Genomic DNA, 22798 nt, shown 5'->3' with positions numbered 1-22798 from the left:
GTTCCGGCCTACTCGTTCTGGCGGCGGTACAGCCCGCGCAACGTCAAAAGGTGGAGGGGAATGAGAAGGAGCAGCAGCGGGGCCAGCTTGAGATACAGCGGCACCTCGCCATAGGGCGCGCGCAGCACCCCGGAGCGCAGCAGCACGCCAGACACCGCGAAGAGGAAGAAGAAGGCGTAGATGGCGCCGCGCACCGGGAGCCCCTGGAACACGTGGCCCGCGCCGGACACCAGCGCGCCGAAGACGTAGGACACGCCGCTCTCCCACCGGCGGTTGCGCTCGATTTCGATCTGCTTGCGGGCCCGGACGCGAGCCTCCACCGCGCCCTTGCGCGAGAAGACGTTGACGCACTGGGCGCACATCTTGCTGGCCACGCCCAGCTCCTTGTCGCACCGGCGGCACACCGGACGGCCGCACTTCTCGCACTCGCGCGAGGCCTTGAACGACCTGCCCGCGAAGCCGAGCGCGAAGACGAACAGCGAGCCCAGCACCGGCAGGCCCCAGGCGGTGAGCCCCGAGCCGCCCCCGAGCAACCGGCGCGACAACTGGCCCTCCACCCGCTCCGCGGCCTCCTGCTCCGCCTTCCGGGTCTCCTCGGTCACCGGCAGGTCCGCCTCGGCGAGCGGCGGGCTGATCAACAGCCGGTTCATCAGCAGGCGATCATCCGGCGGGCGCTGCCACATCAGGAGGGATCCATCCAGGCGCTGCGCGGCGCCGAGCGCATCGCGCGCCTTCTGGTTCTCCGAGCCGATCTCCGAGTCCGGAGCCACGGCGGCGCGGCGGCGGTACACCTCGGCCAGGTTGAAGGCGGGAGCGGCCAGTCCCGGGTCCGCCGCCGAGGCCTCGGCATAGAGGCGCGCCGCCCCGTCCGTGTCACCCGTGGCCAGCATCGCGTTGGCGAGGTTGGTCATCAGCCCCGCGTGCCCGGCGCGCAGGGCCGCCGCCGCCTTGTAGTGGGCGATGGCCTCCTCCATCAGGCCGCGGCGGGCCTCGAAGCGCCCGAGCGCGTACAACTCCGCGAAGTCGGCCTGCTTCTTCTCGTGCCGTGCTCGCACCCGCTCCGCCACCGGCTCGGCGGCGAGCCCACCCCGCTCCAGGATGTAGATGTCCTCGGCCACCGTCCCAGCGAAGATCGACGACTGGGCGATCTTCCCGGCGGCGAACGGCACGAACGCCGCCGCCACCAGCAGCACCACCGCCACCGCCCGCTCCGCCAGGGTGAGGTACACGGCCACCGACGCCAGCAGGATGAGCAACACGGGCACCAGGCCCAGCCGCAGCGCCAGCGGTGTGCCGATCAGCAGCAGCACCGCCAGGGCCGCCGACTGCCACCGGGCCGCCGCACGGGGGAAGAGGTGGTGGAAGTCATGGAGGAAGAAGCGCGCCCACCGCAGGAAGAGCACGCCCACCACCACCGTCACCGTGGCCAGCAGCGCCACCAGGAGCACCGCCCCGAGGTCCGCCAGCGCCGGGCGCCGGTAGCGGGGATCCTTCAGCAGCACCGAGATCGCGGCCTTGATCTCCTGCGAGTACGCGCCCACGTCTCCAGGCGAGCGACGGGCGTAGGCCTCGGCGAGCGCGAGCCGCGCATAGGGCAGGTTCGGCGAGAGCGACACCGCGTGCTCCACCAACTGCAGCGCGCCGGCCGAATCATTGGCCTTGCGCCGCCCCTCGGCCGCCCGGATGAAGCCGATGCTGAGCGCCTCCATGTCCAGGGCCGCCACATCGTCCTTGAGCGACACCAGCTCCTGCTGGGCCTTCCGGGCCGCTTCCATGTCCAGCGCGGCCACCGCATTCTGCCACTTGTCCCAGGCGGCCTGCAGATCCGCGTCGGTGATGCGCGGGGTGAGGATGGCCGGCGGAGGAGGTCGCACCACGGGAGGCGGGGCGGGCGGCTGCGGGCGAAGCTGAACCTCGACGGCGGCGGGCGTCTCCGGCTGGGCCTCGGGCCGCGCGGCCTCCTCCTCGGCCGCGTCGTCGTCCCGCGACTTGCCCTTGCGCTTCTTGCCGCGGCCGGCACGCGAGGTGTCTTCTTCCTCCTCCTCGTAGACGGAGTCGTCGGTCATCTCCTCCGCGGGATCGACCGCCATCTCCTCCGGCTCCAACATCGAAGGATCCTGGTACCCGGGCCGCTGTGCCGCGGATGCGGGTGGAGGCGTCTGGCGCTTGGACTTCTGCGCATGCGCCTGACGCACGGGCATCCACAACGTGAGGCACAGCAGCAGCGGCAGGAAGCGCAACAGGGGGAGGCGCGACATTCAGGGTCCCGATGATAGGCGACGGGCAACCCACACGGAAGTTGTCACGTCCCTCCAGTGGTTTCCTCATGTTACAGGGAGCCCGCTTGCTCGGAGAGAAGAGGAAACCATGAGTGCAGCAGGGGAGCAATTGGACAGGCTGATGGGAATCATGGCCCGTCTCCGCTCGGAGGACGGCTGCCCGTGGGACAGGGAGCAGGATCTGCGCTCGTTGCGGCCCTACCTGGCCGAGGAAGCCTTCGAGGTGCTCGACGAGATGGATCGGGTGGCCGAGGGAGGCCCCTGGCGCCCGCTGGGTGAGGAGTTGGGGGATCTGCTCTTCCAGATCGTCTTCCACGCCCGGCTCGCGGAGGAGCTGGGGGAGTTCTCCATGGCGGACGTGGCCCGGGCGATCAGCGACAAGCTCACCAGCCGCCACCCCCATGTCTTCGGGGAGAAGCAGGCGGACGGAAGCCCACAGCCGCTGGCCAACTGGGCGAAGCTGAAGGCCGAGGAGCGCAAGAAGAAGACGGGCCACGAGGGCTCCGTGCTCGATGGCGTGCCCACGGGCGCCCCGGCCCTGCTGCGCGCCGAGCGCCTCACGGAGAAGGCCAGCCGCATCGGGTTCGACTGGCCCGGCATCCAGGAGGTGCGCGCCAAGCTGTACGAGGAGCTCGGGGAGCTGGACGAGGCCATCGCCTCGGGGAACCGGGACGAGCTGGAGCACGAGCTGGGCGATGTCCTCTTCTCCCTGGCCAACCTCGCGCGCTTCCTCCAGACGCCCGCCGAGGACGCGCTGCGGATGGCCATCCGCCGCTTCACCACGCGCTTCCAGCACATCGAATCCGCCCTGCGCGCCGAGGGTGTTCCCCTGGGCGAGGCCACGCTCGAGCACATGGAGCGCCATTGGCAGGCCGCCAAGGTGGTGGAGAAGGCCCTACCGCCCCCTACCCGCGTCCCCCGCGCGCCCCTGGTGGCGCTGCGCCTGCCCGTGACGGACCTGGCCGCCCAGAGGGCCTTCTGGGACAGGACCGCCCCGCTCCTCGGTTGGAGCGCGGAGCGGGGGAGCGCCGAGGAGGCGAGCTACAGCGACGGGCTGTACCGGCTCGTCTTCACCCAGGGCTCCAGCGCCCCCTCCCCCGCCACCTTCACCTTCGGGGCCCCCTCGGCGGCGGCGGTGGAGCGGCTGCGTACCCTCCTGGAGAGCGGCTCGCCCGGAAGCGTGTTGGAGGGATCCGGGGGCACTGGCCGGTTCTTCTTCCAGGATCCCGCCGGCCTCCGTTGGGAATATGCCTTCGGAGGCCACTGATTGATGCATCTCGGGCGTCCAGATCGTGGCACGGATCACGCAAGCCTTGACGCTCGGTAGACGCCGAAGTAGGTACGGCGCCTCTTTTCCACAGAAGTAAGCTGGAGATCACCTTGGCCAACACCAAGTCTGCAGAGAAGCGTAACCGCCAGGCCCAGAAGCGCCGCGCGCGCAACGTCAACGTCCGCACCACCGTGAAGGACGCCGTCAAGAACCTGCGCGACACCCTCACCACCAAGGACGCGGCGAAGAGCGGCGATGCCCTCAAGGCCGCTACCCGCACCATCAACAAGGCCGCGTCCAAGGGCGTCATCCACAAGCGCGCCGCCTCGCGCCGCATCTCCCGGCTCGCCAGGGCCGCCAACCGCGCCAAGGCCGCCGCGAAGTAGTCCTCGCGACGCTCACCAGCTGGTGGCCAACCGTTCGTAGCCCTCGCGCATCAGCGTCTCCGAGAGACGATGGAGCGCGGCCTGACGGTTGGCCTCGACCTCCAGGACATCGCCGGACACGTTCGTCGTGCCCGGAAGGAAGTCCTCGGAGCCGGAGACCGTCGTCTCCGACAGGAGCCGTCCATCCCGCATCAGCCGCAGCACCACCGTCGCGGAAGCCCGGTAGCTGGCGATCCGTGGGACGGTGCCCTGCGCGTCCGGCTGAAAGAAGGGATCCGCGGTGTTGGTGGGCCCGCTGCTCACCCCCACGACAATCCCCTCCACGGAGGCCTCACAGGCCCCGCCACCGCCGAGCACTCCGGCGCGCAGCAACTCCTGACGGAAGTTCTGGGTGAAGAGCTGCGCCAGGGCCGGCTCGGCCGTGTCGTTGCGGAAGACGGGCGCGCACACCGAACGCACGCCCTCGGGCAACCCCGCGCCCCCCGGCGCGAAGCGGTAGCCGCACCCGAGACCCGACAACAAGAGGACCCACCCCACCACGCGCATCCGGGACATGGCGCCCACAGTAGCGGCGCGAGCCCGGCGGTCAAGCGCGAGGGGGAGTCCCCTCCGAAGAGGGCTCTCGCACCTCGATGCCGCGCGCGCGAACCACGTCCGTGAGAGTGCGCCAGGCGGTCCGTACCCGCAGCTCCATGGGAGAGCCCCGCCGCACGGGACCCAGATCCCAGCGCGTCTCCTCCTGGCCCGAGTCCAGGACGAGCGTGTAGCGCCGCACCAGGAGCGCGAGGGCCACGCCCACCAGGGCCAGCAGACCGAGCAGCACCCGCGCCGGCACCCCTGGAACGAAGGGCAGCACCCCGAGCGCCCCCACCGTGAGGGCCAGGGCCTCGTAGCGCGGCCGGTGCACCAGGGAGAGCCGGCGCAGGCCCGGCAACTCGAAGAGGAAGGGCGTGGCGGAGGCGCCCGGGCGGAAGGAGAGCCGGTTGCCCTCACCGACGAGCACACGCCCGCCCGCGAGCTCCGCCGAGAGGAACGGGCCCGCCGGGGAGCCCGTCCTCAGGGGCAGGGGAGCATCCGGCAGCGCGGCGCCACACGCGGCGCAGCGGCCCACCCCGGCCCGCTGAGGACGGCCGCACCGCGTGCACATGACGAGAACCTCGGTCGGCACCGGGCCCCCGTCTCAGCCAACGACGAAGTTCACCAGACGCTTGGGCACGAAGACGAGCTTGCGCAGCGTCTTGCCCGCCATGGCCGCCTTCACCCGCTCGTCTCCTTCGGCCGCGGCCCTCACGTCCGCCTCCGCCGCGTCCGCCGGCACGCGGATCTCCGCGCGCAGCTTGCCGTTCACCTGCACCGCGTACGGAATCACGTCGTCCACCACCAGCGCCGGATCGAACTCCGGCCAGCCCTGCGAGACGACGAAGTCCCTGGCGCCGTAGGCCTCGGCGATCTCGTCGGACAGGTGTGGGGCGAACGGCGTCAGCACCACCGTCAACATCCGCACGGCCTCGGCCATGGCGGCCTTCTCCGCGGGCGTCTCCGGCGTGCCCAGCGCGTACAGCGCGTTCACGTACTCCATGGCACCGGCGATCGCGGTGTTGAAGGACAGGCGCTCGATGGCCTCCCCTACCCGCTTCAGGCACTTGTGCGCCGCGCGGCGGATCTCCAGCGCCTTGCCCTCGAAGGCCCCGTCATGCGTGGCCCCCGCCACCCCCTGATGCTGGACGGCCAGCGTCCACACCCGCTTGAGGAAGCGGAAGGCGCCCTCCACCTGATCGTCGGACCAGTCGAAGTCACGCTCGGGAGGGCCAGCGAACATCACGTAGGTGCGCGCGGTGTCCGCGCCGTACTTGGCCACGATGGAGGACGGCGCCACCACGTTGCCCCAGCGCTTGGACATCTTCCGCCCGTCCGGGCCGTTGACGATGCCCTGCGTCACCAGACGCGTGACGGGCTCGTCCACCGGGCTCAGCCCCAGCAGCTTCATCACGCGGGTCCAGAACCGGAAGTACAGCAGGTGCATCACCGCGTGCTCGGGGCCACCCACGTACACGTCCACCGGCAGCCAGCGCTGGGCCTCCTTCGGATCGAAGGGCGCCTGATCGAAATGCGGCGACAGGTAGCGCGCGAAGTACCAGCAGGAGTCGACGAACGTGTCCATCGTCTCCGCCTCGCGCCGGGCGGGGCCCGAGCACTTGGGGCAGGTGGTCTCCACCCACGAGGGCACCTTGGCCAGCGGCGGCTCGCCCTTGCCCGTCAGCACCGCCTGGGTGTCGATCTTCGGCAGGACCACCGGCAGCTGCTCCAACGGCACGGGCTGGCCCCGGCGCTCGGGGTCGCACTTGTCGCAGTAGATGATGGGGATGGGCGTGCCCCAGTAGCGCTGGCGGCTGAAGCCCCAGTCCTTCTGGCGGTACGTCACCTTGGGCTCGCCTCGGCCCTCGGCCTTCAGCTTCTCGCCCATCTTCTTGCGCGCATCGGCCGAGGACAGGCCCGTGTACTCGCCCGAGTCCACCAGCACGCCGTACTCGGTGTAGGCCGCCTCCAATGCGTCACCCGCGGGCAGCTTGTCCCCCGAGGCCGGCTGCACCACCACCTTCACGGGCAGGCCGTACTTGCGCGCGAACTCGAAGTCGCGCTCGTCGTGCGCCGGCACGCTCATCACCGCGCCCGTGCCATAGTCGGACAGCACGAAGTTGGCGATCCAGATGGGCACCGGCTGGCCGGTGAAGGGGTTGATGGCGTGGGCCCCGGTGAAGACGCCCTCCTTCGTCGCTCCCTCGGCGGTGCGGTCCATCTTGGAGATGGCGGCCATCTTCTTCACGAAGGCGTCCACCTCGGCGCGCTGCGCGGGCGTGGTCACCTGAGCCACCAGCTTGTGGTCCGGCGCCAGCACCACGTAGGTGCAACCGTAGATGGTGTCCACACGCGTGGTGAAGACGCGGATGCGCGCGTCACTGCCCTGGACGGAGAAGTCCGCCTCCACGCCCTCGGAGCGGCCGATCCAGTTGCGCTGCATCGAGGTGATGCGCTCGGGCCACTCCTTCAGCTCGTCCAGCCCGTCCAGCAGCTCCTGCGAGTACTTCGTGATGCGGAAGGCCCACTCGGGCTGCTCCTTGTCCACCACCGGCGACTCGCACCGCTCGCACACGCCCTCCTTCACCTGCTCGTTGGCGATGACGGTGAGGCAGCCCGTGCACCAGTTCACCTTGCTGAAGCGGCGATAGACCAGCCCACGCTCCAACATCTGGATGAAGAACCACTGGTTCCAGCGGTAGTACTCGGGCTTGCTGGTGTTGACCTCGCGGGTCCAGTCGTAGCTGTAGCCCAGCGAGCGGATCTCCTTCTTGAAGGAGTCGATGTTCTCCTGGGTGCGCACCTCGGGGTGCACGCCGTCCTTGATGGCCGCGTTCTCCGCCGGCAGACCGAAGGCGTCCCAACCCATCGGGTGCAGCACGTCATAGCCCCGCATCAGGAAGAAGCGCGCGTAGACGTCTCCGATGAGGTAGTTGCGCACGTGCCCCATGTGCATCTTGCCGCTGGGGTACGGCAGCATCTCGAGGATGTACTTCTTCGGGGCTCCCGGGCGTTTGCCCGCCCTGAACACGCCCGCCTCTTCCCAACGGGTCTGCCACTTCTGCTCGATTTCCTGCGGCTCGTAACGCTCGTTCATGGCCATGACGGGGTGCGTCTTAGTGGGGCGCACGTCTCCAGGCAACAACTGACGCACCCCTCCATGTCCCTCTGACGCCTGGATGCCCGGGCGCGAGGGGCTCGGAGGTCGGCTCGAGGACAGGCGCTCGATCGGAGGGCCGCCGCTACTCCAGGCGCAGCAGGCCCTTCACCGTGTCCTGGACCACCTTGGACTGGACCGGCTTCACCAGGTAGGCGCTGGCACCCAGCGCCATGGCGCGCTCACGGTCCTCGATGGCGGACTCGGTGGTGATGACCACGATGGGAACGGTGCGGTACGCGTCCGTCTGCCGGATGTGGCGGATGAGCTTGAGCCCGTCCATCAACGGCATGTTGATGTCGGTGAGGACGAGATCGTAACGACCGAGGGTGAGCTTCTTGAGGCCCTCGGCACCGTCCTGCGCCTCGTCGGTGTGGAGCCACGAGCCCATTCGCTGCAGCGCGTACATGAGACTGCGCCGCATGGCCTGCGAGTCATCCACCACCAGGGCCCGGATCTGCTGCGTCATGGCTCCGAGGATAACACCGCCCCGTATCGGACCGGGGAGCGGAGTTCTGGCCTGGCGCTCACCCGGAGCGACTTCTCGCCACCCGAGACGCCACCGCGGCCCCGGAACGAACGCTCCTCCGGCCCCCCGTCCATCGGCCGGGCGGCCCGGCGCGTTGTCCTACGAGACAGGTCATCCCCTCCACGTTACCTCTCGGGAATGCCTGAAGGGAACATCATCCACCGGATCGCCCGGATCCACCGCCGCTGGCTCGTGGGGCGCCACTTCACCGCCGACTCGCCGCAAGGGCGCTTCTCCTCGGAAGCCCGACACCTCTCGGGACGGGCACTCGTGAGCGTGGACGCGCATGGCAAGCACCTCTTCCACCACTTCGAGGGCGGGGTGCGGCTGCACATCCACCTCGGACTCTTTGGACACATACGACACTTCCGCGCCGGAGCCCCTCCGCCCTCCCCCACGTGCCGGCTGCGGCTCGCCTCTCCCCATGCGGCGCTCCATCTCGCCGGACCCCAGGCCTGTGAGCTGCTGAGCCCCGAGGCCGAGGCCACCCTCCGCGCCCGGCTCGGGGAGGATCCCCTGCGCCCGGAGGCCTCGCCCACGCGGGCCTTCGAGGCCCTCCGTCGAGGCCGCGTGCCCCTCGCGACCGCGCTGCTGGATCAGGAGCGCATCGCCGGCGTGGGCAACATCCTGCGCGCCGAGGCCCTCTTCCTCGCGCGCCTGCCCCCGCTGATGCCCGCCTCGACACTGCGTCTGGCGGACTTCGAGCGCTTGTGGGAAGCCCTCCGCCTGCTGTTGGAGGACGCGGCCCGGGATGGACGCATCGTCACGCCCCATGCGCCCCCGGCTCCCTGGAACATCCCCGGCAAGCGCCGCGAGGACCGTTTCAGCGTCTACGACCGCGAGGGAAAGCCGTGCCCCCGGTGCGCCACGCCCATCTCGCGCCTGGCGCTGGCCGGCCGGGGGTTGTTCTTCTGCGAGAGCTGCCAGGCGACGGGCACGGGTGACAGGCCGGCGCTCCGTTGACGCGCGTCATTCGGAGCGGGACAGCAGACGGAACAACCTCGCGTGCTCGGGATGGCGGGCCAGCAGGTCCTCGGCCCGAGGCATCTCCCAGTCCGCGAAGTCGAAGCCCGGGCTCACCGTGCAGCCGCACAGCGTGTAGTCACCGCGCGGCAGCGCCGCCTGGAGCACCCCCGCCGGCACGAGCACCTGCGGCCGCTCCCCCTTCGCGACATCGCGACCCAGCATCACCGTCTCCATGCGGCCCTGGCTCTCGTCGAGCAGGTACATCGTCAGCACCTGCCCGTCGTAGAAATGCCACATCTCGTCCGAGGCCACCCGGTGCCAGGCCGCGAACGTGCCTCGGGGCAGCAGGTAGTAGATGGCCGTCCCCACCGAGCGCGTTCCTCGCGGTGTCTCCACCGTCACCGGCGAACGCCACATCTCCCGGTAGAAGCCCCCCTCGGGATGGGGAGCCAGTCCCAATGTCCTCACCAGCTCGTCGACCATCGGGGGAGTGTAGGACGCCCTGAAAGCGCATGCTCGCCCGATGGCCAGGAAGACGACCACCGGATGACGAAACACGAGCGCGAAGTGGCGCCCGCCAGGGGAAGACGTTACGGGTGTGCCCCATGGAGCCCACGACCACCTCCGCCACGGCCACCTGTCTTCTCTGTGGAGCGGCGGCATCTCCCGCCCTGCTTCTGCCTCGCTTCGCCGGTTCCTCCTGCCAGGGGTGTGCCCGGCGCGTGGGACACCTCCTGGTGGAGGAGCCCTCGCTGCTCACCGACATCTGGCCCCTCCTGTCCGAGGAGGATGATGAGCTCGAGGCCGAGCCCACGGTGCAGCGCGCCGATGGGAGCACGGTGGAGTTGCGCCAGCTCACCGCGGAGATGAAGCGCGACCTGTCCATCGAGGACCGGATGAAGCTCGCCGAGCTGTATGGCGACATCGGCCTCATCCGTGAGCAGCTCGAGGAGTGTGGCCGGGTGCTCGTCGCCGCGTCCACCGTCACCCTGGCCCAGCGCGCGCTCGACGTGCTCTTCTCGCCCGAGTTGTGCTCGCCCCGCGGGCTCGAGGATCTGCGCGGGCGCCTGTTCCCGGCCTGAGCGACGCCCCGGCTCAGCCCGGACGCGAGGCGGGTTGCGCCACCGTCGCGGGCGGCTCGATGGCCGAGCCCCGGCGGCGCTCCTTCTGGGCGTCCAGGAACGTCCCCAGCAACACCCAGCGCCGTGCGTCCTCCTCGGCGCCCGGCTTCGCCATCAGCGGCGTGGTGTAGTGCCAGAAGGGCAGCCGGTACACCGTGATGCCGCCCACGGTGTTCACGCTCCGCATCTCCGTGAAGTGCCCACCCTTCGAGTACACCAGCCACTGGTGCGCCACCGCGGGCGTGGCGAACGTGAGGTGCATGTCCACGTAGCCGTCGAAGGCCTCGGCATCCTCGGGGTGATGGTCGTTGTGCGGGCCCGCGTAGTCCCCCTGGCCGTAGCACAGCACCTGAATCCCCCACTTGCGCCGCAGCGCCCTCCCGCTCACCGCCGCCGCGAACGCCGCGAAGCTCTCCGAGTGGAGCATCTCCACCAGCCCCACCTCCGCGGCCGCCTTCCACGAGCGCGAGCGCCGGCTCTCCAGCAGCGCCGTCCTCACCCGCACCGTCTTGGGCAACTGCTCGGCGTAGTTCTCCGTCATCCCCCAGATGCTCTCCGGGGGAATCGGGTCCTCCATCACCGTCAGCGAGGACCGCAGCGACTTCTCCAGCGCGTCCCGGCACGCCGTCGCCTTGCGCGCGTCCAGCACGCCGCCGAGCGCCACGAAGCGCTGCCCCGGCCGCAGCAGCGCGCCACAGGCCTCCCGGTCGCGCCCTTCCAGGATGCGCCGTCCCTTCGGCGTGAGCAGCTCCTCGAATTCGGAGGGAAAGGTCTTCATGTCACCGCCTCTTGCGCGCCAGCTCCACCAGCGCCGGGCCGATTTCTCCCAACGGCAGCACCCGGCTCACCGCCCCGGTCGCCACCGCCTCCTGCGGCATCCCGTAGATGACCGCCGTCTCCTCCGACTCCGCCCACACCTCGCCTCCCGCCTTCTGGATGGCCTTCGAGCCCAGGGCCCCGTCCGAGCCCATCCCCGTCAGCACCACGCCAATCGTCTTCGGGCCGAACACCTCGGCCAGGCTCACGAAGAGCCGGTCCACCGAGGGCGCGTGCTTGTCCTGCATCGTCGGAGGTGGCGTGCCCAGCACGTACTGCCCGTTCTGCCGGTATACCACCAGCTGCCGCCCACCCGGCGCGATGAAGACGTGGCCCGGCGCCAGGAGATCTCCCTCCTGCGCCTCGCGCACGGTGAAGGGGCCCAGCCGGTCCAGCCGCTCCGCGAAGGCCCGGGTGAACTGCTTGGGCATGTGCTGGCACACCAGCAGGCTCATCGACGGCTCCGGCGAGAGCGACTCCAGCAGCCGCTGCACCGCCGGCGGCCCACCCGTGGACGCCCCGATTCCCACCACGAACGAGGGCTCCAGCGGCATCACCTTCTGCCGCTTCACCGGCTTCATCTCCGGCCGCACCAACCGCGCCGCGTGCACCTTCTCCTGCAGTTCCTTGCGCAGCTTCTCCAGCACCTCCGCCGTGAGCTTCGCCGGCTTGGCGATGAAGTCGAAGGCCCCCAGCTCCAGCGCCTTGAAGACGTCCGTCTTGTGCGCGTAGCTGGAGATGACGATGACGGGCGTGGGCGCCGTGCTCTTGAGCAGCCGCAGGAAGGAATAGCCGCCCAGCCGCGGCATCTCCAGATCCAACGTCACCACGTCCGGGTGCAGCGCCATCACCTGGCGCAGTCCCTCGTTGCCGTCGATCGCGGTGCCCACCACCTTCACGTCCGGCGAGGACTCCAGCAGCTCCGACAACAACCGCCGGTTGTGGGCCGAGTCGTCCACCACCAGCACCTTCACGGTGTCTCGAGGCGAGCTCACAGGCCCCCCTCCGGCTTGCGGTAGACGAGATCACTGCGCAGGTGCACCAACTCGAAGTCCGCGCTCAGGTTGATGAGGTTCTCCGAGTGCCCCAGCAGCAGATAACCCCCGGGCACCAGCTTGTCGTAGATGAGGCGCAGCACCCGCTGCCGCGCGGGCGTGTCGAAGTAGATCATCACGTTGCGACAGAAGACGACGTCCATGCGGGAGCCGATCTGCCCCGAATCGGGCTCCTGCAGGTTGTGGTGGCCGAAGGTCACCCAGGCGCGCACGTCGTCGCGAACGCGCACCCGGTTGGGCCCCACGTGGATGAAATAGCGGGCGATCTTGTCCGGAGGCGTGGCCCGGAGCGCGCTCGGCCCGTACTCGCCCGCGCGCGCGGCGACCAGCACCCGGCGCGAGATGTCCGTGCCATGCACCTCCACGTCCCAGCCCTCGAAGCGCCCGCTGTCCTTGAGGAGCATGGCCACCGTGTAGGCCTCCTCCCCGGACGAGCACCCCGCGGACCAGATGCGCAGCCGCTTCGTGCGCGCGTTGCGCCGCTCCAGCTGCGGAAGTACTTCCTCGGAGAAGGCCTTGAGCTGGCGCGGCTCGCGGAAGAAGTACGTCTCGTGCGTGGTGAGCGCCTCGATGGCCGTCTCCAGCTCGGCGCGGCGCTGGGCATCGAAGCGCAGGTAGCGGTAGTAGGCGCTGAAGTCCGCCAGTCCCAACGCCTCCAGACGTGGCCACAGCCGCCGCTGCATGACGAACTTCATGTCGTCACGCACGAGGATGCCGCAATGGCCATACACGAAGTCCCGCAGCAGGCGGAACTCCTCCGCGGTCATCTCCGGCTTGCCTGTATCGAAAGGCATCACCCCCGAGGCCTCCGCGACTCAGCGTCCCGACAACCGCTCCACCGCGTCCACCAGCGCGCGGCGAGCCAGAGCATCCGTCTCCGCCGCCAGCGCGGCCCGGGTCGCCGGCAGGCACTCGCGCCCGCCAGAGGCTCCCAGGATCCGCGCCGCCGCGGCCCTCACGTCCCAATTCGCGTGGCCGAGCAGCCCCACCGCCAGCGACACCCCCTCGGCCGAGGCCGCGCCCGCAAGCAGCGCCGCCTTCACCACCTCATGGTCTCCATGGGACACCGCGCTCCGGAGCACCTCGTCCCGCAGCGAGCCCAGCCTCGCCAGGGAGCGCACCGCCCGGAAGGCGATGGCCCCGTCCTCATGCCGCACCAGCGACTCCAGCTCCGCCACCTGCTCCACGGCCCCGCACTCCCCCACCGCCTCCAGGGCGGCGAGCCGTACCTCCAGGGCCTCGTCGGCGAGGGCCCGCTTCAGCAACCCCGACATCCTGGCATCCCCCACCTGGCCCAGCACCCGCACCGCCGCGGCGCGCACCCTCGAGGACTCGTCCTCCAGCGCCACCCGCGCCAGCTCCAGGCCCCCGGAAGGCTCCACCGCGGCCAGCACCTCCACGGCGGTGGCACGCAAGGCCACCGAGCCCTCCCGCGCGGTCCGCCGCACCAGGGGCAGCATGGCCGTCCCACCCACCCGAACCAGCGCGCTCAGCACCACCGGCTCCGCCCCGCGCTCCAGCGCCGACTCCAGCGCCTGGGCCACCTGCTTCGGAAAGCTGCCGGCCAGCGTCACCAGCGCGCGCACCGCCGGCCCGGCCAGCTCCGGATGATCCAACAACTGCGCCAGCGGCTCCACCGCCTCCAACGAGCGCGTCCGTCCGAGCCCCTGCACCGCCACCGCCTTCAAATCCAGCTCGCCCCAGTCGAGCATCTGAACGAGCTCGGGCACGTATGTGGCGTCCACCATCTCCACCAGCACGAGCCCCGCCACCTCGCGCGCCGGGAAGGACAGCCGATCCATGCTCGCCAGCAGCTCGCGCCCCGTCTCCGGACCGAAATGCGCCAGCGTGCGCATCACCTCGGGCACCAGCCGCTCCTCCTGCGCCACCTCCGCCACCAGCGGGGCCAGCTGGGGCTCGCGCAGGGCCGCCGCCGCGACGAGCGCTCCGGCCCGCAGCTCGAGATCATCGGACTCCAGCGCGCTGGCCACCCAGCCCACCGCCTCGGGCAGCCGCTTGAGCGCCAGCCGCACCGCCGCGTCCATCTCGGTCCGCTGGGAGGGCTCGGACAGGCCCGCCTGGGTGCCCAGCGCCACCAGTGCCGCCTCGCGGGTGGAGCGCGACTCCGCACCCAGTCCCCGGCACACCAGCTCCGTGGCCGCCACCTGGGGAATGAGGCCCAGCACCCGATAGGCACTGCGCTTGAGCATCGGGTTGCCCAACAGCCGCACCAGCTCGGGCAACGGCGGCGGGTGGCGCAGCAACGCGAGCGACTCCAGCGCGCTCAGCTGCAGCAACGGCTCGGGATCGTGCAGGGTGCGCTCCAGGGCGCGGGCCGCGACCTTGCCGCCCACGTGGCCCAGCGCCTCCGCCGCGGCCACGCGGACATTGAGATCCACGTCCTCCAGCATCGCCTTCACCAGGGCCTCTTCCGCCTCCGCGAGCTTCAGCTGGCCCAGGATGTCCGCGGCGAACTTGCGCTGATCCGGATCCGCGTGCCCGAGCAGCCGCACCAGGGGCTCCACCGCCGCCAGACCCATGCCCGCCAGGGACTCCGCCGCCGCGTTGCGCGCGCCCGTCTCGTCCCGCTCTCCCAATACGGAGATGAGCCGCTCCACCACCACCTCGCGCTCCGGCACCCGGGTCAGCCCCTCGGCCGCCGCGCGGCGCACCCGCCAGCTCTCGTCATGGAGACCCGCCACGAGCGTCTCCCGCGCGCCCGCGGAGGAGGGATCCAGCTCCAGCAGGGCCCGGTAACGCGCCTCCTCTGCGTTCCGCCCCTCCTCGCTCATCCGTTCATCCTCCGGCCGCCGTCGCGCACCATCTCCGCCAGCAGCAGCGCCTTCACGTCCAGCAGCAGCTTGAGCCGCCCCTGTCCGTGCTTCTCCTGCTCGCGCTTGTCGCCCTCGCGCCTGTCCGGCTCGCGCTTGTCCTGCTCGCCCTTCTCCGGCTCGCCGTACACCCCCACCACGAAGGGCGCCGGGCCCACCGCGCCAATGGCCGGAGCGGGTTTGATCTCACTGCGCCGCAGCCGCACCACCTCGGAGACGCGATCCACGGTGAAGGCCACGCGCTTGCGGCCCAGCCAGCACACCAACATCCGCGTCTTGGGCGTGTCCACCGGGGCCTCGATGCCGAGCAGCCGCTTGCGCAGATCCACGACGGGGATGATGGAGCCCCGCAGGCGGATGATGCCCTCGATGAAGGGCGGCGCGCCGCGGATGGGGGTGATGCGCTGGGGCTGGAGGGCCTCCTCCATCCGCCGGATGTCCACCGCGTACTCCTCGGGCCCCACGAAGAAGGCGCACAGCTGCACGAGCGGATCCCTCTCCGCCGCGGCCATCTCGTCGGCCATGGACTGCGTGAGCTGCGTCAGGACATTGAAGCGCTGTCTCATGCGAGGGCCTGCCAGATGTCGAGCAGGATGAAGAGCTGCTGTTTGCGCCGCCCCAACCCCACCACACAATCCCGTTCCCCGCCCCCTACTCCCGGAGGGGCCAGCTCCAACATCGAGGGCCTCAACCGGACCACTTCGGAGACAGCGTCCACCCAGATGCCCGCCAGCCCGTCCGCCGTCTGCACCACGATGATGCGCGAGCCCCGCGGAGGCTCGGGCGCGTCCGGACCCGCCACCACCTGCGCCTTGTCAGACAACCGCAGCTTCACCTTGATGTCATACACGGGCAAGACTTCGCCCCGCAGGTACATGATGCCGAGCAGGTTGGGCGCGGCACGCGGCACCTCGGTGAGCGGCGGAACCTTGACGATCTCCCTCACGCCGTGGATGGGCACCGCGTAGTGCTCACCCTCCAGCTGGAAGGCCAGATACTCCTCGGGGATCTCCTCGGGGACGGGCTCGACGGTCTCGTCGGTACCGGCCACCAGCTCCTGGATGGGACCGATGTCCTCATCCGGACGGTAGAAGAAGCTGTCGAGCAGAACGGACAGGGAAGGCACGGGATGGAGGATAGCAGCCCCACGGCCGGAGGCATTAAGCCCGGCGTCGTTCCAGGCTCATCCCCTCCTCGAGCAAGGCACCCACATCCAGCACCAGCACGGTGCGCCGGTTGGCCAGGTCGGCCGCTCCCGAGATCCCTCGCACGCCCTGCAGGCGGCCTCCCAGCGACTTGACGACGATGTCCTGCTGGCCCTGGAGCTCGTCCACGGCGATGCCCAGCCGCTCCTGCGCCAGCCCCGCCACCACCACGAAGTGCCGGTCGTTCTGGCGCTCGGGATGGTTGAACACCCGCGCCAGGCGCATGAGGGGCAGCGTGGTGCCACGCACGTCCAGCACCTCGCGCCGCTCCACCGTGCGGATCTCCGAGGGCTTCACGGAGAGGATCTCCAGCACGCTGTTGAGCGGCACCGCGTAGGTGCGCCCGCTCACGCCCACCACCAGGGCCCGGATGATCGCCAGGGTGACGGGCAGCGTGATGTGGAAGGCCGTGCCCTGCCCGCGCTCGCTCCACACGTCGATGATGCCGGACAGGTTGCCGATGTTGTTCTTCACCACGTCCAGGCCCACGCCCCGGCCGGACAGCTCGGACACACTGCGGGCGGTGGAGAACCCCGGCAGGAAGATGAGGTTGAGCAGCTCGCGCCGGCTCATCTCCCGCGCCTGCGCCTCGGTGATGAGCCCCTTGCGCAGGGCCGTCTCGCGCACGCCCACCTCGTCGATGCCCGCCCCGTCGTCGCTCACCTCGATGACGACGTGGTTGCCCTTCTGCTCCGCGCGCAGCGACACCCTCGCCCGCCTCGGCTTGCCCGCCGCCTGCCGGACCTCCGGCGACTCCGCGCCATGGTCGATGGCGTTGCGGATGATGTGCATCAGCGGATCGCTCAGCTCCTCGACGATGAGCTTGTCCAGCTCCACGTCGCCGCCGCCGATGATGAAGTCGATCTCCTTGCCCGCCTCCCGGGCGATGCGGCGCACCAGCCGGGCGAGCCTGTCGAACACCTGGCCCACCGGCACCATGCGCGCCTCGAGCAGGCCCTGCTGGAGCGCGTCCAGCTTGCGCTCGAGCTGCCGCGTCTCGCGAGACAGCTCCTGGCCCCACAGCTTGGAGTGCGCCACCACGCCCTCCTGCTGGCGCGCGTTCTCCGCCATGCGCTGCAGGTTGGCCTTGATGAGCAGCAGCTCTCCCACGGTGTTCATCAGCGCGTCCAACCGGCTGATGTCCACCCGGACCGTCTGGGTGAGCGAGCGCGCCGACTCGGCCTCCGTCCGGGGGCCCCGAACGCCCACTGGCTCATCCGTCAGCGTGCGCACTGGAGGCCCGGACAGCTCGGACCGCGACGACTCACCCTGCAATGCCAGCGATTCCTGCGCGGACTCCGGCTCGATGTCCGGCTCGACCGCGCGCAGGCCCGGGGCCCTGGGAGTGGAAGCCACCGGCTCCGACCCGCTCCCGGACGGAGTCTCCGCGCTCGCCTTGGGCGTCTTCGGCTTGCGCTTCCTCTTGGGAGGAGCGGGAGCCTCGGCGGGCTCGGTGGGCTGGACGACCTGGGCCACGGATTGCGCCACGGGAGCGGGCGCCGGAGCGGCCCGCGCGGTGGTCGTGGCGGGCGGGCGGGCCTTGAGCGCGAAGAGCTGCGCGGGCGTGCCCTGGAGCTTCGCCGCCAGCTCCGACTCCGGCACCTTGGCGCCGAAGATGAGATCGAACGCGATGCCCGAGAGCCCACCCGGCTCCGACGAGGGCAACGTGCTGACGACCTCGCCCAGCGGCTTGAGGCGCGAGTTGAGATCGGCGAGCCCCGTGTCGAAGTCGGAGAGATCGAACGCGGCGCGGATGCGGTAGAGGGCCACGCCGCGGCGGACGTTCTCGCGCAGGCGGTGCTCCTCGTACTCGGTGAAGACGGCCCGCACCTGAGGATCCAGCTCCAGCCGGTCGAGCGGATCCTCCTCGATGGCCGCCGCCGCGACGCCCTGGTTGGCCAGCCGCGTGCCCAGCTCCAACACACGCTCGCTCAACCCGGCCGAGGTCTCCTCCCGGGACGCCTCCGCGAGCAGCGCCTGGAGCACGTCCAGCGCCTCGATGAGGGTGTCCAGGACCTGATCGTCCAGCGACAGCTTGCCCAGCCGGAGCCGATCCAACAGGTCCTCGGTCTGGTGGGCCAGCTTGGAGATGCGCTCCTGCCCGAAGAGCGCCGACAGGCCCTTGAGCGAGTGCGCCGCCCGGAAGATGCCGTTGATGAGATCCGGCTCCGGGTCCGCCCCGCGCTGTTGATCCAGCACGAGCAGATCCCTGCCCAGGGTCTCGAGGATCTCCGTCCCCTCGGCGACGAACTCCGCGAGTGCTTTTCCGGCCTGGTTCACGCGAGCTTCAGGTAGCGGCGCACGAGCCCTTCCAGGCTCTGCGGAGAGAAGGGCTTGATGAGGTACTCGGCCGCGCCCAGCGCCAGCCCGCGGTCGCGATCCTTCTCACGGCCCTCGGTGGTGACGATGAACAACGGCGTGTCGCGGTAGTTCGGGTTCTTCTTGACGAAGTTGATGAGCTCCAGCCCGTTGATGTCCGGCATGTTGATGTCGGTGATGATGAGATCGAACCGGTGGCGGGGCAGGAGCTTGAGGGCCTCGAAACCGCTGCTGGTGGCGAAGGCCTCCAGACCGGAGATGGACTCCACCGTCGCGGCAATCAACTCCCGCGAGACCTTGGAATCCTCCACGATCAGGATCTTGAACTTCATTCGGTCGAACCGGCCCCCATCGTAGCAGAACGACGGAAACCAGCGAGCTTCAGCCCTTGCGGCCGGGCAGGCGGCGGGCGAGCTCCTTGTCCGCCAGGACGGCGACCTTCTTCCCCTTGAAGGCGGGAAGGAACCTGTCCGTCAGGGCGGAGGCCCGGGTGGCCTCGTCCAGGGAGCCAACACCCGGGATTTCCAGGGCCACGGCCTCGACCTTCGCCTTGGCGAGCACCCGGCCGGCGTTGGCGAGCGCCTCGCCCAGCGAGGAGGCATCGAGCTCACGGCGCTGCCCCAGCCCGATGATGAAGATGCGGGGGACGGGGAAGCGGCCGTCGGTGGGCAGCAGGAGGGAGTCCTCCCGGGCGCCCACGAAGAAGCCGGACTGGAGGACGCGCGACAGGGAGCCGCACAGCCGCCAGTCCACATAGCCGGCCGAGCCCGGCAGGGGACGGTCATCCTCGCCCACGAAGAGACAGAGGGCGTCCACACCCTCCAGCGAATCCAGCCCCTCGAGGCCGACATCGTAGGCGGCGACGTTCACTGCTTCCCCAGCGCCGCGGCCACGCGGTCCAACAGCCCGTTGACGAAGGCGCTGGACTCTTCGGTGCCGAAGTTCTTGCCCAGCTCCACGGCCTCGTTGAGCGACACCTTCTTGGGGATGTCCGGGCGGTACTTCAGCTCGAAGACGCCCAGGCGCAGCACGTTGCGATCGATACGGGACATGCGATCCAACCGCCAGTTGTGGCTGTGCTGCTCGATGAGCCGGTCGATCTCCTCCCGGTGGGACATGACGCCCTCGACGAGCTCGCGGGCGAACTTCACCGCCTCGGCCTCCTTGCGGGCCTCCTCGGTGGCGGCCCAGGCGGCCTCCAGGGCGTCGTGGACGGAGCCCGGGGTCATCTCCAACTGATAGAGCGCCTGCAACGCGCGCTCGCGTGCCGTTCTGCGTGCACCCATGGCTACGAGCCCTTCTTCCCTTCCAGGGAGGCGAGCTTGACGTGGAGGTTCACCATCTCGATGCAGGCGGCGGCGGCCTCCGCGCCCTTGTTCCCGGCCTTCACGCCGGCCCGGTCGATGGCCTGCTCCACCGTGTCGCACGTCAGCACGCCGAAGGTGACGGCGGCCTGGGAGGTGAAGGCCACGTTGCCGATGCCCTTGGCGCACTCACCCGCCACGTAGTCGAAGTGCGGCGTGCCACCCCGGATGACGGCGCCCAGGGTGATGATGCCCACGTAGGAGCGCGTCTCGGACACGCGCCGCGTCAGGGCCGGCAGCTCATAGGTGCCGGGGCAGCGGAAGACGTCGATGTCCCCGTCGGCCACTCCGTGGCGTACCAGCGTGTCCACCGCGCCCTTCACCAGCTCCTCGGTGATGAACGCGTTGAAACGGGCAACGCAGATGGCGAAACGGCCCTTCGGGGGAAGAAAGTCACCTTCGATGTAGCGAGGCATGTGCGGCCCCTCTCTACACCAGCCATGGGGCTGGCGTCCCTACGGAGTTTTCCAGGCTGCCACCTTCAAGACGTCTTGCGGCGGCGGGGAGGACGGCGAGCGGCCACCCGCCGCGCCGGTCCGGCGGACACGGTGAGCGGAATCTGCTCCGACACCTCGAGCGCGTAGCTCTCCAACCCCACGATCTTCTTGGGATTGTTGGTGAGCAGGCGCAGCCGGGACAGCCCCAGGTCCTTGAGAATCTGAGCCCCCACGCCGAACTCGCGCAGGCGCATCTGGTCGTTCTTCCCCGGCACGGTCTCCTCGTTGGAGACGTGGGTGCACCGCAGCCGGTTCTGCGCGGAGACCTCGCGCTGGAGGAAGATGACCACGCCGCGCCCCGCCTCCTGGATGCGCTGGAAGGCCTGCTCGAGCTGGCTGCCACAGTCGCACCCGGCGCTCCCCAGCAGGTCCCCCGCCAGGCAGACCCGGTGGACGCGGGTGAGCACGGGCTCGCGGCCGGAGATATCGCCCTTCACCAGGGCCACGTGCACCGAGCTGTCCACGTCGCTGCCATAGGTGTAGGCCTGGAAGGCCCCCTGCCCCCGGCGCTCCAGCGTCGCCTCGCTGATGCGCCGGACGAGCCGCTCGCGCTCCAGCCGGTAGCGGATGATGTCGGCCACGGACAGCAGCACCATCTTGTGCTTCCGGGCGAACTTCACCAGGTCCGGCCGGCGGGCCATGGTCCCATCGGCGTTCATGACCTCGCAGATGACGCCCGCGGGCTCCAGGCCGGCCAGGCGCGCCAGGTCCACGCTGCCCTCGGTCTGGCCGGTGCGCACGAGCACCCCACCCTCGCGGGCCCGCAGGGGGAAGATGTGGCCGGGACGCGCCAGGTCGCTCGGCTTCGCGTCGGGGGCCACCGCCACCTGGATGGTGTGGGCGCGGTCCGCGGCGGAGATGCCGGTGGAGACGCCCTGCGCGGCCTCGATGGAGACGGTGAAGGCCGTCTGGAAGGACGAGGTGTTGTCCTGCACCATGAGGGGCAGGTTGAGCCGGCGCAGGCGCTCCTCGGTGAGCGACAGGCAGATGAGCCCGCGCCCGTGGGTGGCCATGAAGTTGATGGCCTGCGGCGTCACCTTCTCCGCCGCCATGACGAGGTCGCCCTCGTTCTCACGGTCCTCGTCGTCGGTGAGGATGACCATCCGGCCCTTGCGGATCTCCGCGAGCGCCCGCTCCACCAGGGTGATGCTGTCCGTCTCGTGCTGACTGCCGCGCGCCATGCGTGCTCCTGGCCTTTCCCTACGAATCAACCACCGAAGCCGGCCGCCTTGATGACCGCCTCGGAGAGCCCACCGCCCGGGCCCTGGCGCAGCGACACCAGCCGCGCCACGTACTTGCCAATCATATCCCCCTCCAGGTTCACCCTCGCCCCCACGGCCTTGGCGCGCAGCGTGGTGCGCTCCTGGGTCTCGGGGATGAGTTGCACGCTGAAGCGGTCCGTCCCCACCGAGTTCACGGTGAGGCTGATGCCGTCGATGGCCACCGAGCCCTTCTCGATGAAGAAGGGGGCCAGCTCCTCGGGGAGCCGGAAGACCATCACCCAGGAGCCGCCCTCGGGCCGGGTCTCCAGCACCTCGCTGACGGCGTCCACGTGGCCGCTGACGAGGTGCCCGCCCAGCCGGTCGCCCAGCGCGAGCGCCCGCTCGAGGTTGACGCGCGAGCCGGGGTGGAGGCTCCCCAGGGTGGTGCGCCGGAGCGTCTCGGGGGCCGCCTGGACGCGGAACGAGTCCCCGGCGCGCTCCACCACGGTGAGGCAGGCGCCATCCACCGCGATGGATTCGCCGAGCGCGAAGTCCTTCGCGCCCAGCGCCGTGCCAATCCACACGTCCGTCATCCCTCCGGGGATGAGACGCTCGACCACGCCGATGTCCTGGATGAGTCCGGTGAACATTTCGGGCTGGCTTATAACGGATTCGGGGCCGGCAATCCGCTGACCACTCGTTCCGCCCTCGCTTCCCCGCCAGCCGGGCTCACGGGAGCCATCATGTCGGGTCCTCATGTTATCCTGGTCTTTCCTGGAACTCCCGCGCCCCCTCGCACGGCGGCCCAGGAACCGAGAGGAACCTCGATATGTCATTCCATCGCCGTCATCTGCCGTGGAGCCTCGCCCTCCTGCTGTCCGTCACCGCCGCCATCGCCGCCGAGTCGGTCCAGCACCAGTACGCCAGCGACGAGCAGTCCAGCGCCGAGGTGAGCGCGCCCGAACAGATCGAGGGGCTTGTCTGTCTGTCCGTCCGGTGCATCACCGAGGATGACTGTTGGAATGCCTGCCCCACTGCGACGAGCGTGTCCTGCACCCGGAACGCGTGCTCGTACACCACGAGCGGTGGTGGCGGAGGGGGCGGCGGTGGCCCGCTCTGTCCGGCCACGCGCTGCATCGATGACTCGGACTGCTCCTGCAATGGCTCGCCGGGGGTTTGCGTGAACCGGGCCTGCGCCTACTGAGCCGGTGACGGATCGAGGCCT

24 protein-coding genes are annotated in these 22798 nt (G+C 70.1%); 5 read left to right on the top strand and 19 right to left on the bottom strand.

Going from position 1 to position 22798, the window contains the following annotated elements; genetic code table 11:
- Positions 1–8 precede the first annotated feature (8 nt).
- On the bottom strand, positions 9–2258 hold the full coding sequence (locus tag JQX13_RS34835; protein ID WP_203403772.1) for a tetratricopeptide repeat protein: 2250 nt from the start codon (positions 2256–2258) through the stop codon (positions 9–11).
- A gap of 109 nt (positions 2259–2367) precedes the next feature.
- Between JQX13_RS34835 and mazG the strand changes: the two genes are divergently transcribed.
- Both mazG and rpsT read left to right on the top strand, forming a co-directional pair.
- Positions 2368–3546: a nucleoside triphosphate pyrophosphohydrolase gene (gene mazG, locus JQX13_RS34830; protein WP_203403771.1), complete on the top strand. Its 1179-nt coding sequence runs from the start codon at positions 2368–2370 to the stop codon at positions 3544–3546.
- Positions 3547–3659: 113 nt separating this feature from the next.
- Entirely contained in the window at positions 3660–3935 is a 276-nt protein-coding gene (gene rpsT, locus JQX13_RS34825) for a 30S ribosomal protein S20 (protein WP_203403770.1), read from the top strand.
- Positions 3936–3947: 12 nt separating this feature from the next.
- Here the strand turns inward: rpsT and lptE are convergent, their stop codons facing one another.
- The 4 genes from lptE to JQX13_RS34805 form a co-directional block, all read right to left on the bottom strand.
- Positions 3948–4490 (bottom strand): LPS assembly lipoprotein LptE, encoded by a 543-nt coding sequence (gene lptE / locus JQX13_RS34820; protein ID WP_239014035.1) that lies wholly within the window; start codon positions 4488–4490, stop codon positions 3948–3950.
- Positions 4491–4521: 31 nt separating this feature from the next.
- Positions 4522–5082, bottom strand: coding sequence for a hypothetical protein (locus JQX13_RS34815; protein ID WP_239014034.1), 561 nt, complete (start codon positions 5080–5082; stop codon positions 4522–4524).
- Between the two features lie 33 nt (positions 5083–5115).
- Positions 5116–7614, bottom strand: a complete 2499-nt coding sequence (leuS, locus tag JQX13_RS34810) for a leucine--tRNA ligase (RefSeq protein WP_203412345.1) — start codon at positions 7612–7614, stop codon at positions 5116–5118.
- Positions 7615–7753: 139 nt separating this feature from the next.
- Positions 7754–8137, bottom strand: a complete 384-nt coding sequence (locus JQX13_RS34805; protein WP_203403767.1) for a response regulator — start codon at positions 8135–8137, stop codon at positions 7754–7756.
- Between the two features lie 198 nt (positions 8138–8335).
- Between JQX13_RS34805 and JQX13_RS34800 the strand changes: the two genes are divergently transcribed.
- Positions 8336–9160: an Fpg/Nei family DNA glycosylase gene (locus tag JQX13_RS34800; RefSeq protein ID WP_203403766.1), complete on the top strand. Its 825-nt coding sequence runs from the start codon at positions 8336–8338 to the stop codon at positions 9158–9160.
- Positions 9161–9166: 6 nt separating this feature from the next.
- Here the strand turns inward: JQX13_RS34800 and JQX13_RS34795 are convergent, their stop codons facing one another.
- Positions 9167–9646, bottom strand: a complete 480-nt coding sequence (locus tag JQX13_RS34795; protein ID WP_203403765.1) for a cupin domain-containing protein — start codon at positions 9644–9646, stop codon at positions 9167–9169.
- Positions 9647–9768: 122 nt separating this feature from the next.
- Here JQX13_RS34795 and JQX13_RS34790 point away from each other — a divergent pair, with 122 nt between their 5' ends.
- Positions 9769–10245, top strand: a complete 477-nt coding sequence (locus JQX13_RS34790) for a hypothetical protein (RefSeq protein ID WP_203403764.1) — start codon at positions 9769–9771, stop codon at positions 10243–10245.
- 13 nt (positions 10246–10258) lie between these two features.
- On the opposite strand, the gene JQX13_RS34785 is transcribed toward JQX13_RS34790, so the two are convergent.
- From JQX13_RS34785 to JQX13_RS34725, 13 genes are all read right to left on the bottom strand, one after another.
- On the bottom strand, positions 10259–11062 hold the full coding sequence (locus JQX13_RS34785) for a hypothetical protein (RefSeq protein WP_203403763.1): 804 nt from the start codon (positions 11060–11062) through the stop codon (positions 10259–10261).
- Between the two features lies 1 nt (position 11063).
- Positions 11064–12095: a chemotaxis-specific protein-glutamate methyltransferase CheB gene (gene cheB / locus JQX13_RS34780; RefSeq protein WP_239014033.1), complete on the bottom strand. Its 1032-nt coding sequence runs from the start codon at positions 12093–12095 to the stop codon at positions 11064–11066.
- Positions 12092–12949, bottom strand: coding sequence for a CheR family methyltransferase (locus JQX13_RS34775; RefSeq protein ID WP_239014032.1), 858 nt, complete (start codon positions 12947–12949; stop codon positions 12092–12094). Before JQX13_RS34775 ends, cheB begins: the two co-directional genes overlap by 4 nt.
- Positions 12950–12970: 21 nt before the next feature.
- Positions 12971–14947 (bottom strand): HEAT repeat domain-containing protein, encoded by a 1977-nt coding sequence (locus JQX13_RS34770; RefSeq protein WP_203403762.1) that lies wholly within the window; start codon positions 14945–14947, stop codon positions 12971–12973.
- Positions 14944–15552, bottom strand: coding sequence for a chemotaxis protein CheW (locus tag JQX13_RS34765; protein ID WP_203403761.1), 609 nt, complete (start codon positions 15550–15552; stop codon positions 14944–14946). The genes JQX13_RS34770 and JQX13_RS34765 overlap by 4 nt, the downstream gene beginning before the upstream one ends.
- Positions 15549–16112: a chemotaxis protein CheW gene (locus JQX13_RS34760; RefSeq protein WP_203403760.1), complete on the bottom strand. Its 564-nt coding sequence runs from the start codon at positions 16110–16112 to the stop codon at positions 15549–15551. The genes JQX13_RS34765 and JQX13_RS34760 overlap by 4 nt, the downstream gene beginning before the upstream one ends.
- A 34-nt stretch (positions 16113–16146) precedes the next feature.
- On the bottom strand, positions 16147–18471 hold the full coding sequence (locus JQX13_RS34755; protein WP_203403759.1) for a chemotaxis protein CheA: 2325 nt from the start codon (positions 18469–18471) through the stop codon (positions 16147–16149).
- Positions 18468–18842, bottom strand: a complete 375-nt coding sequence (locus tag JQX13_RS34750) for a response regulator (RefSeq protein ID WP_203403758.1) — start codon at positions 18840–18842, stop codon at positions 18468–18470. The genes JQX13_RS34755 and JQX13_RS34750 overlap by 4 nt, the downstream gene beginning before the upstream one ends.
- Before the next feature lie 49 nt (positions 18843–18891).
- On the bottom strand, positions 18892–19380 hold the full coding sequence (locus JQX13_RS34745; protein ID WP_203403757.1) for a M17 family peptidase N-terminal domain-containing protein: 489 nt from the start codon (positions 19378–19380) through the stop codon (positions 18892–18894).
- Entirely contained in the window at positions 19377–19796 is a 420-nt protein-coding gene (nusB, locus tag JQX13_RS34740) for a transcription antitermination factor NusB (RefSeq protein WP_203403756.1), read from the bottom strand. Before nusB ends, JQX13_RS34745 begins: the two co-directional genes overlap by 4 nt.
- 2 nt (positions 19797–19798) lie before the next feature.
- Complete coding sequence (gene ribH, locus JQX13_RS34735; protein WP_203403755.1) at positions 19799–20290, bottom strand: 6,7-dimethyl-8-ribityllumazine synthase; 492 nt, start codon at positions 20288–20290, stop codon at positions 19799–19801.
- 65 nt (positions 20291–20355) lie between these two features.
- Positions 20356–21552 carry a 3,4-dihydroxy-2-butanone-4-phosphate synthase gene (ribB, locus tag JQX13_RS34730; RefSeq protein ID WP_203403754.1) on the bottom strand — a complete coding sequence of 399 codons (1197 nt, stop codon included), beginning with the start codon at positions 21550–21552 and terminating at the stop codon, positions 20356–20358.
- A 26-nt stretch (positions 21553–21578) separates the two neighbouring features.
- A complete protein-coding gene (locus JQX13_RS34725; protein WP_203403753.1) occupies positions 21579–22223 on the bottom strand; it encodes a riboflavin synthase in 645 nt (214 codons plus the stop codon).
- Positions 22224–22402: 179 nt separating this feature from the next.
- Between JQX13_RS34725 and JQX13_RS34720 the strand changes: the two genes are divergently transcribed.
- Positions 22403–22777 (top strand): hypothetical protein, encoded by a 375-nt coding sequence (locus JQX13_RS34720; RefSeq protein ID WP_203403752.1) that lies wholly within the window; start codon positions 22403–22405, stop codon positions 22775–22777.
- The last annotated feature ends 21 nt before the right edge of the window (positions 22778–22798 follow it).

It is taken from the genome of Archangium violaceum (assembly GCF_016859125.1).
Lineage (GTDB): Bacteria > Myxococcota > Myxococcia > Myxococcales > Myxococcaceae > Archangium > Archangium violaceum_A.
The sequence above is the reverse complement of the archived record's forward strand: the minus strand, read 5'-3'. Positions and strand labels throughout refer to the sequence as shown.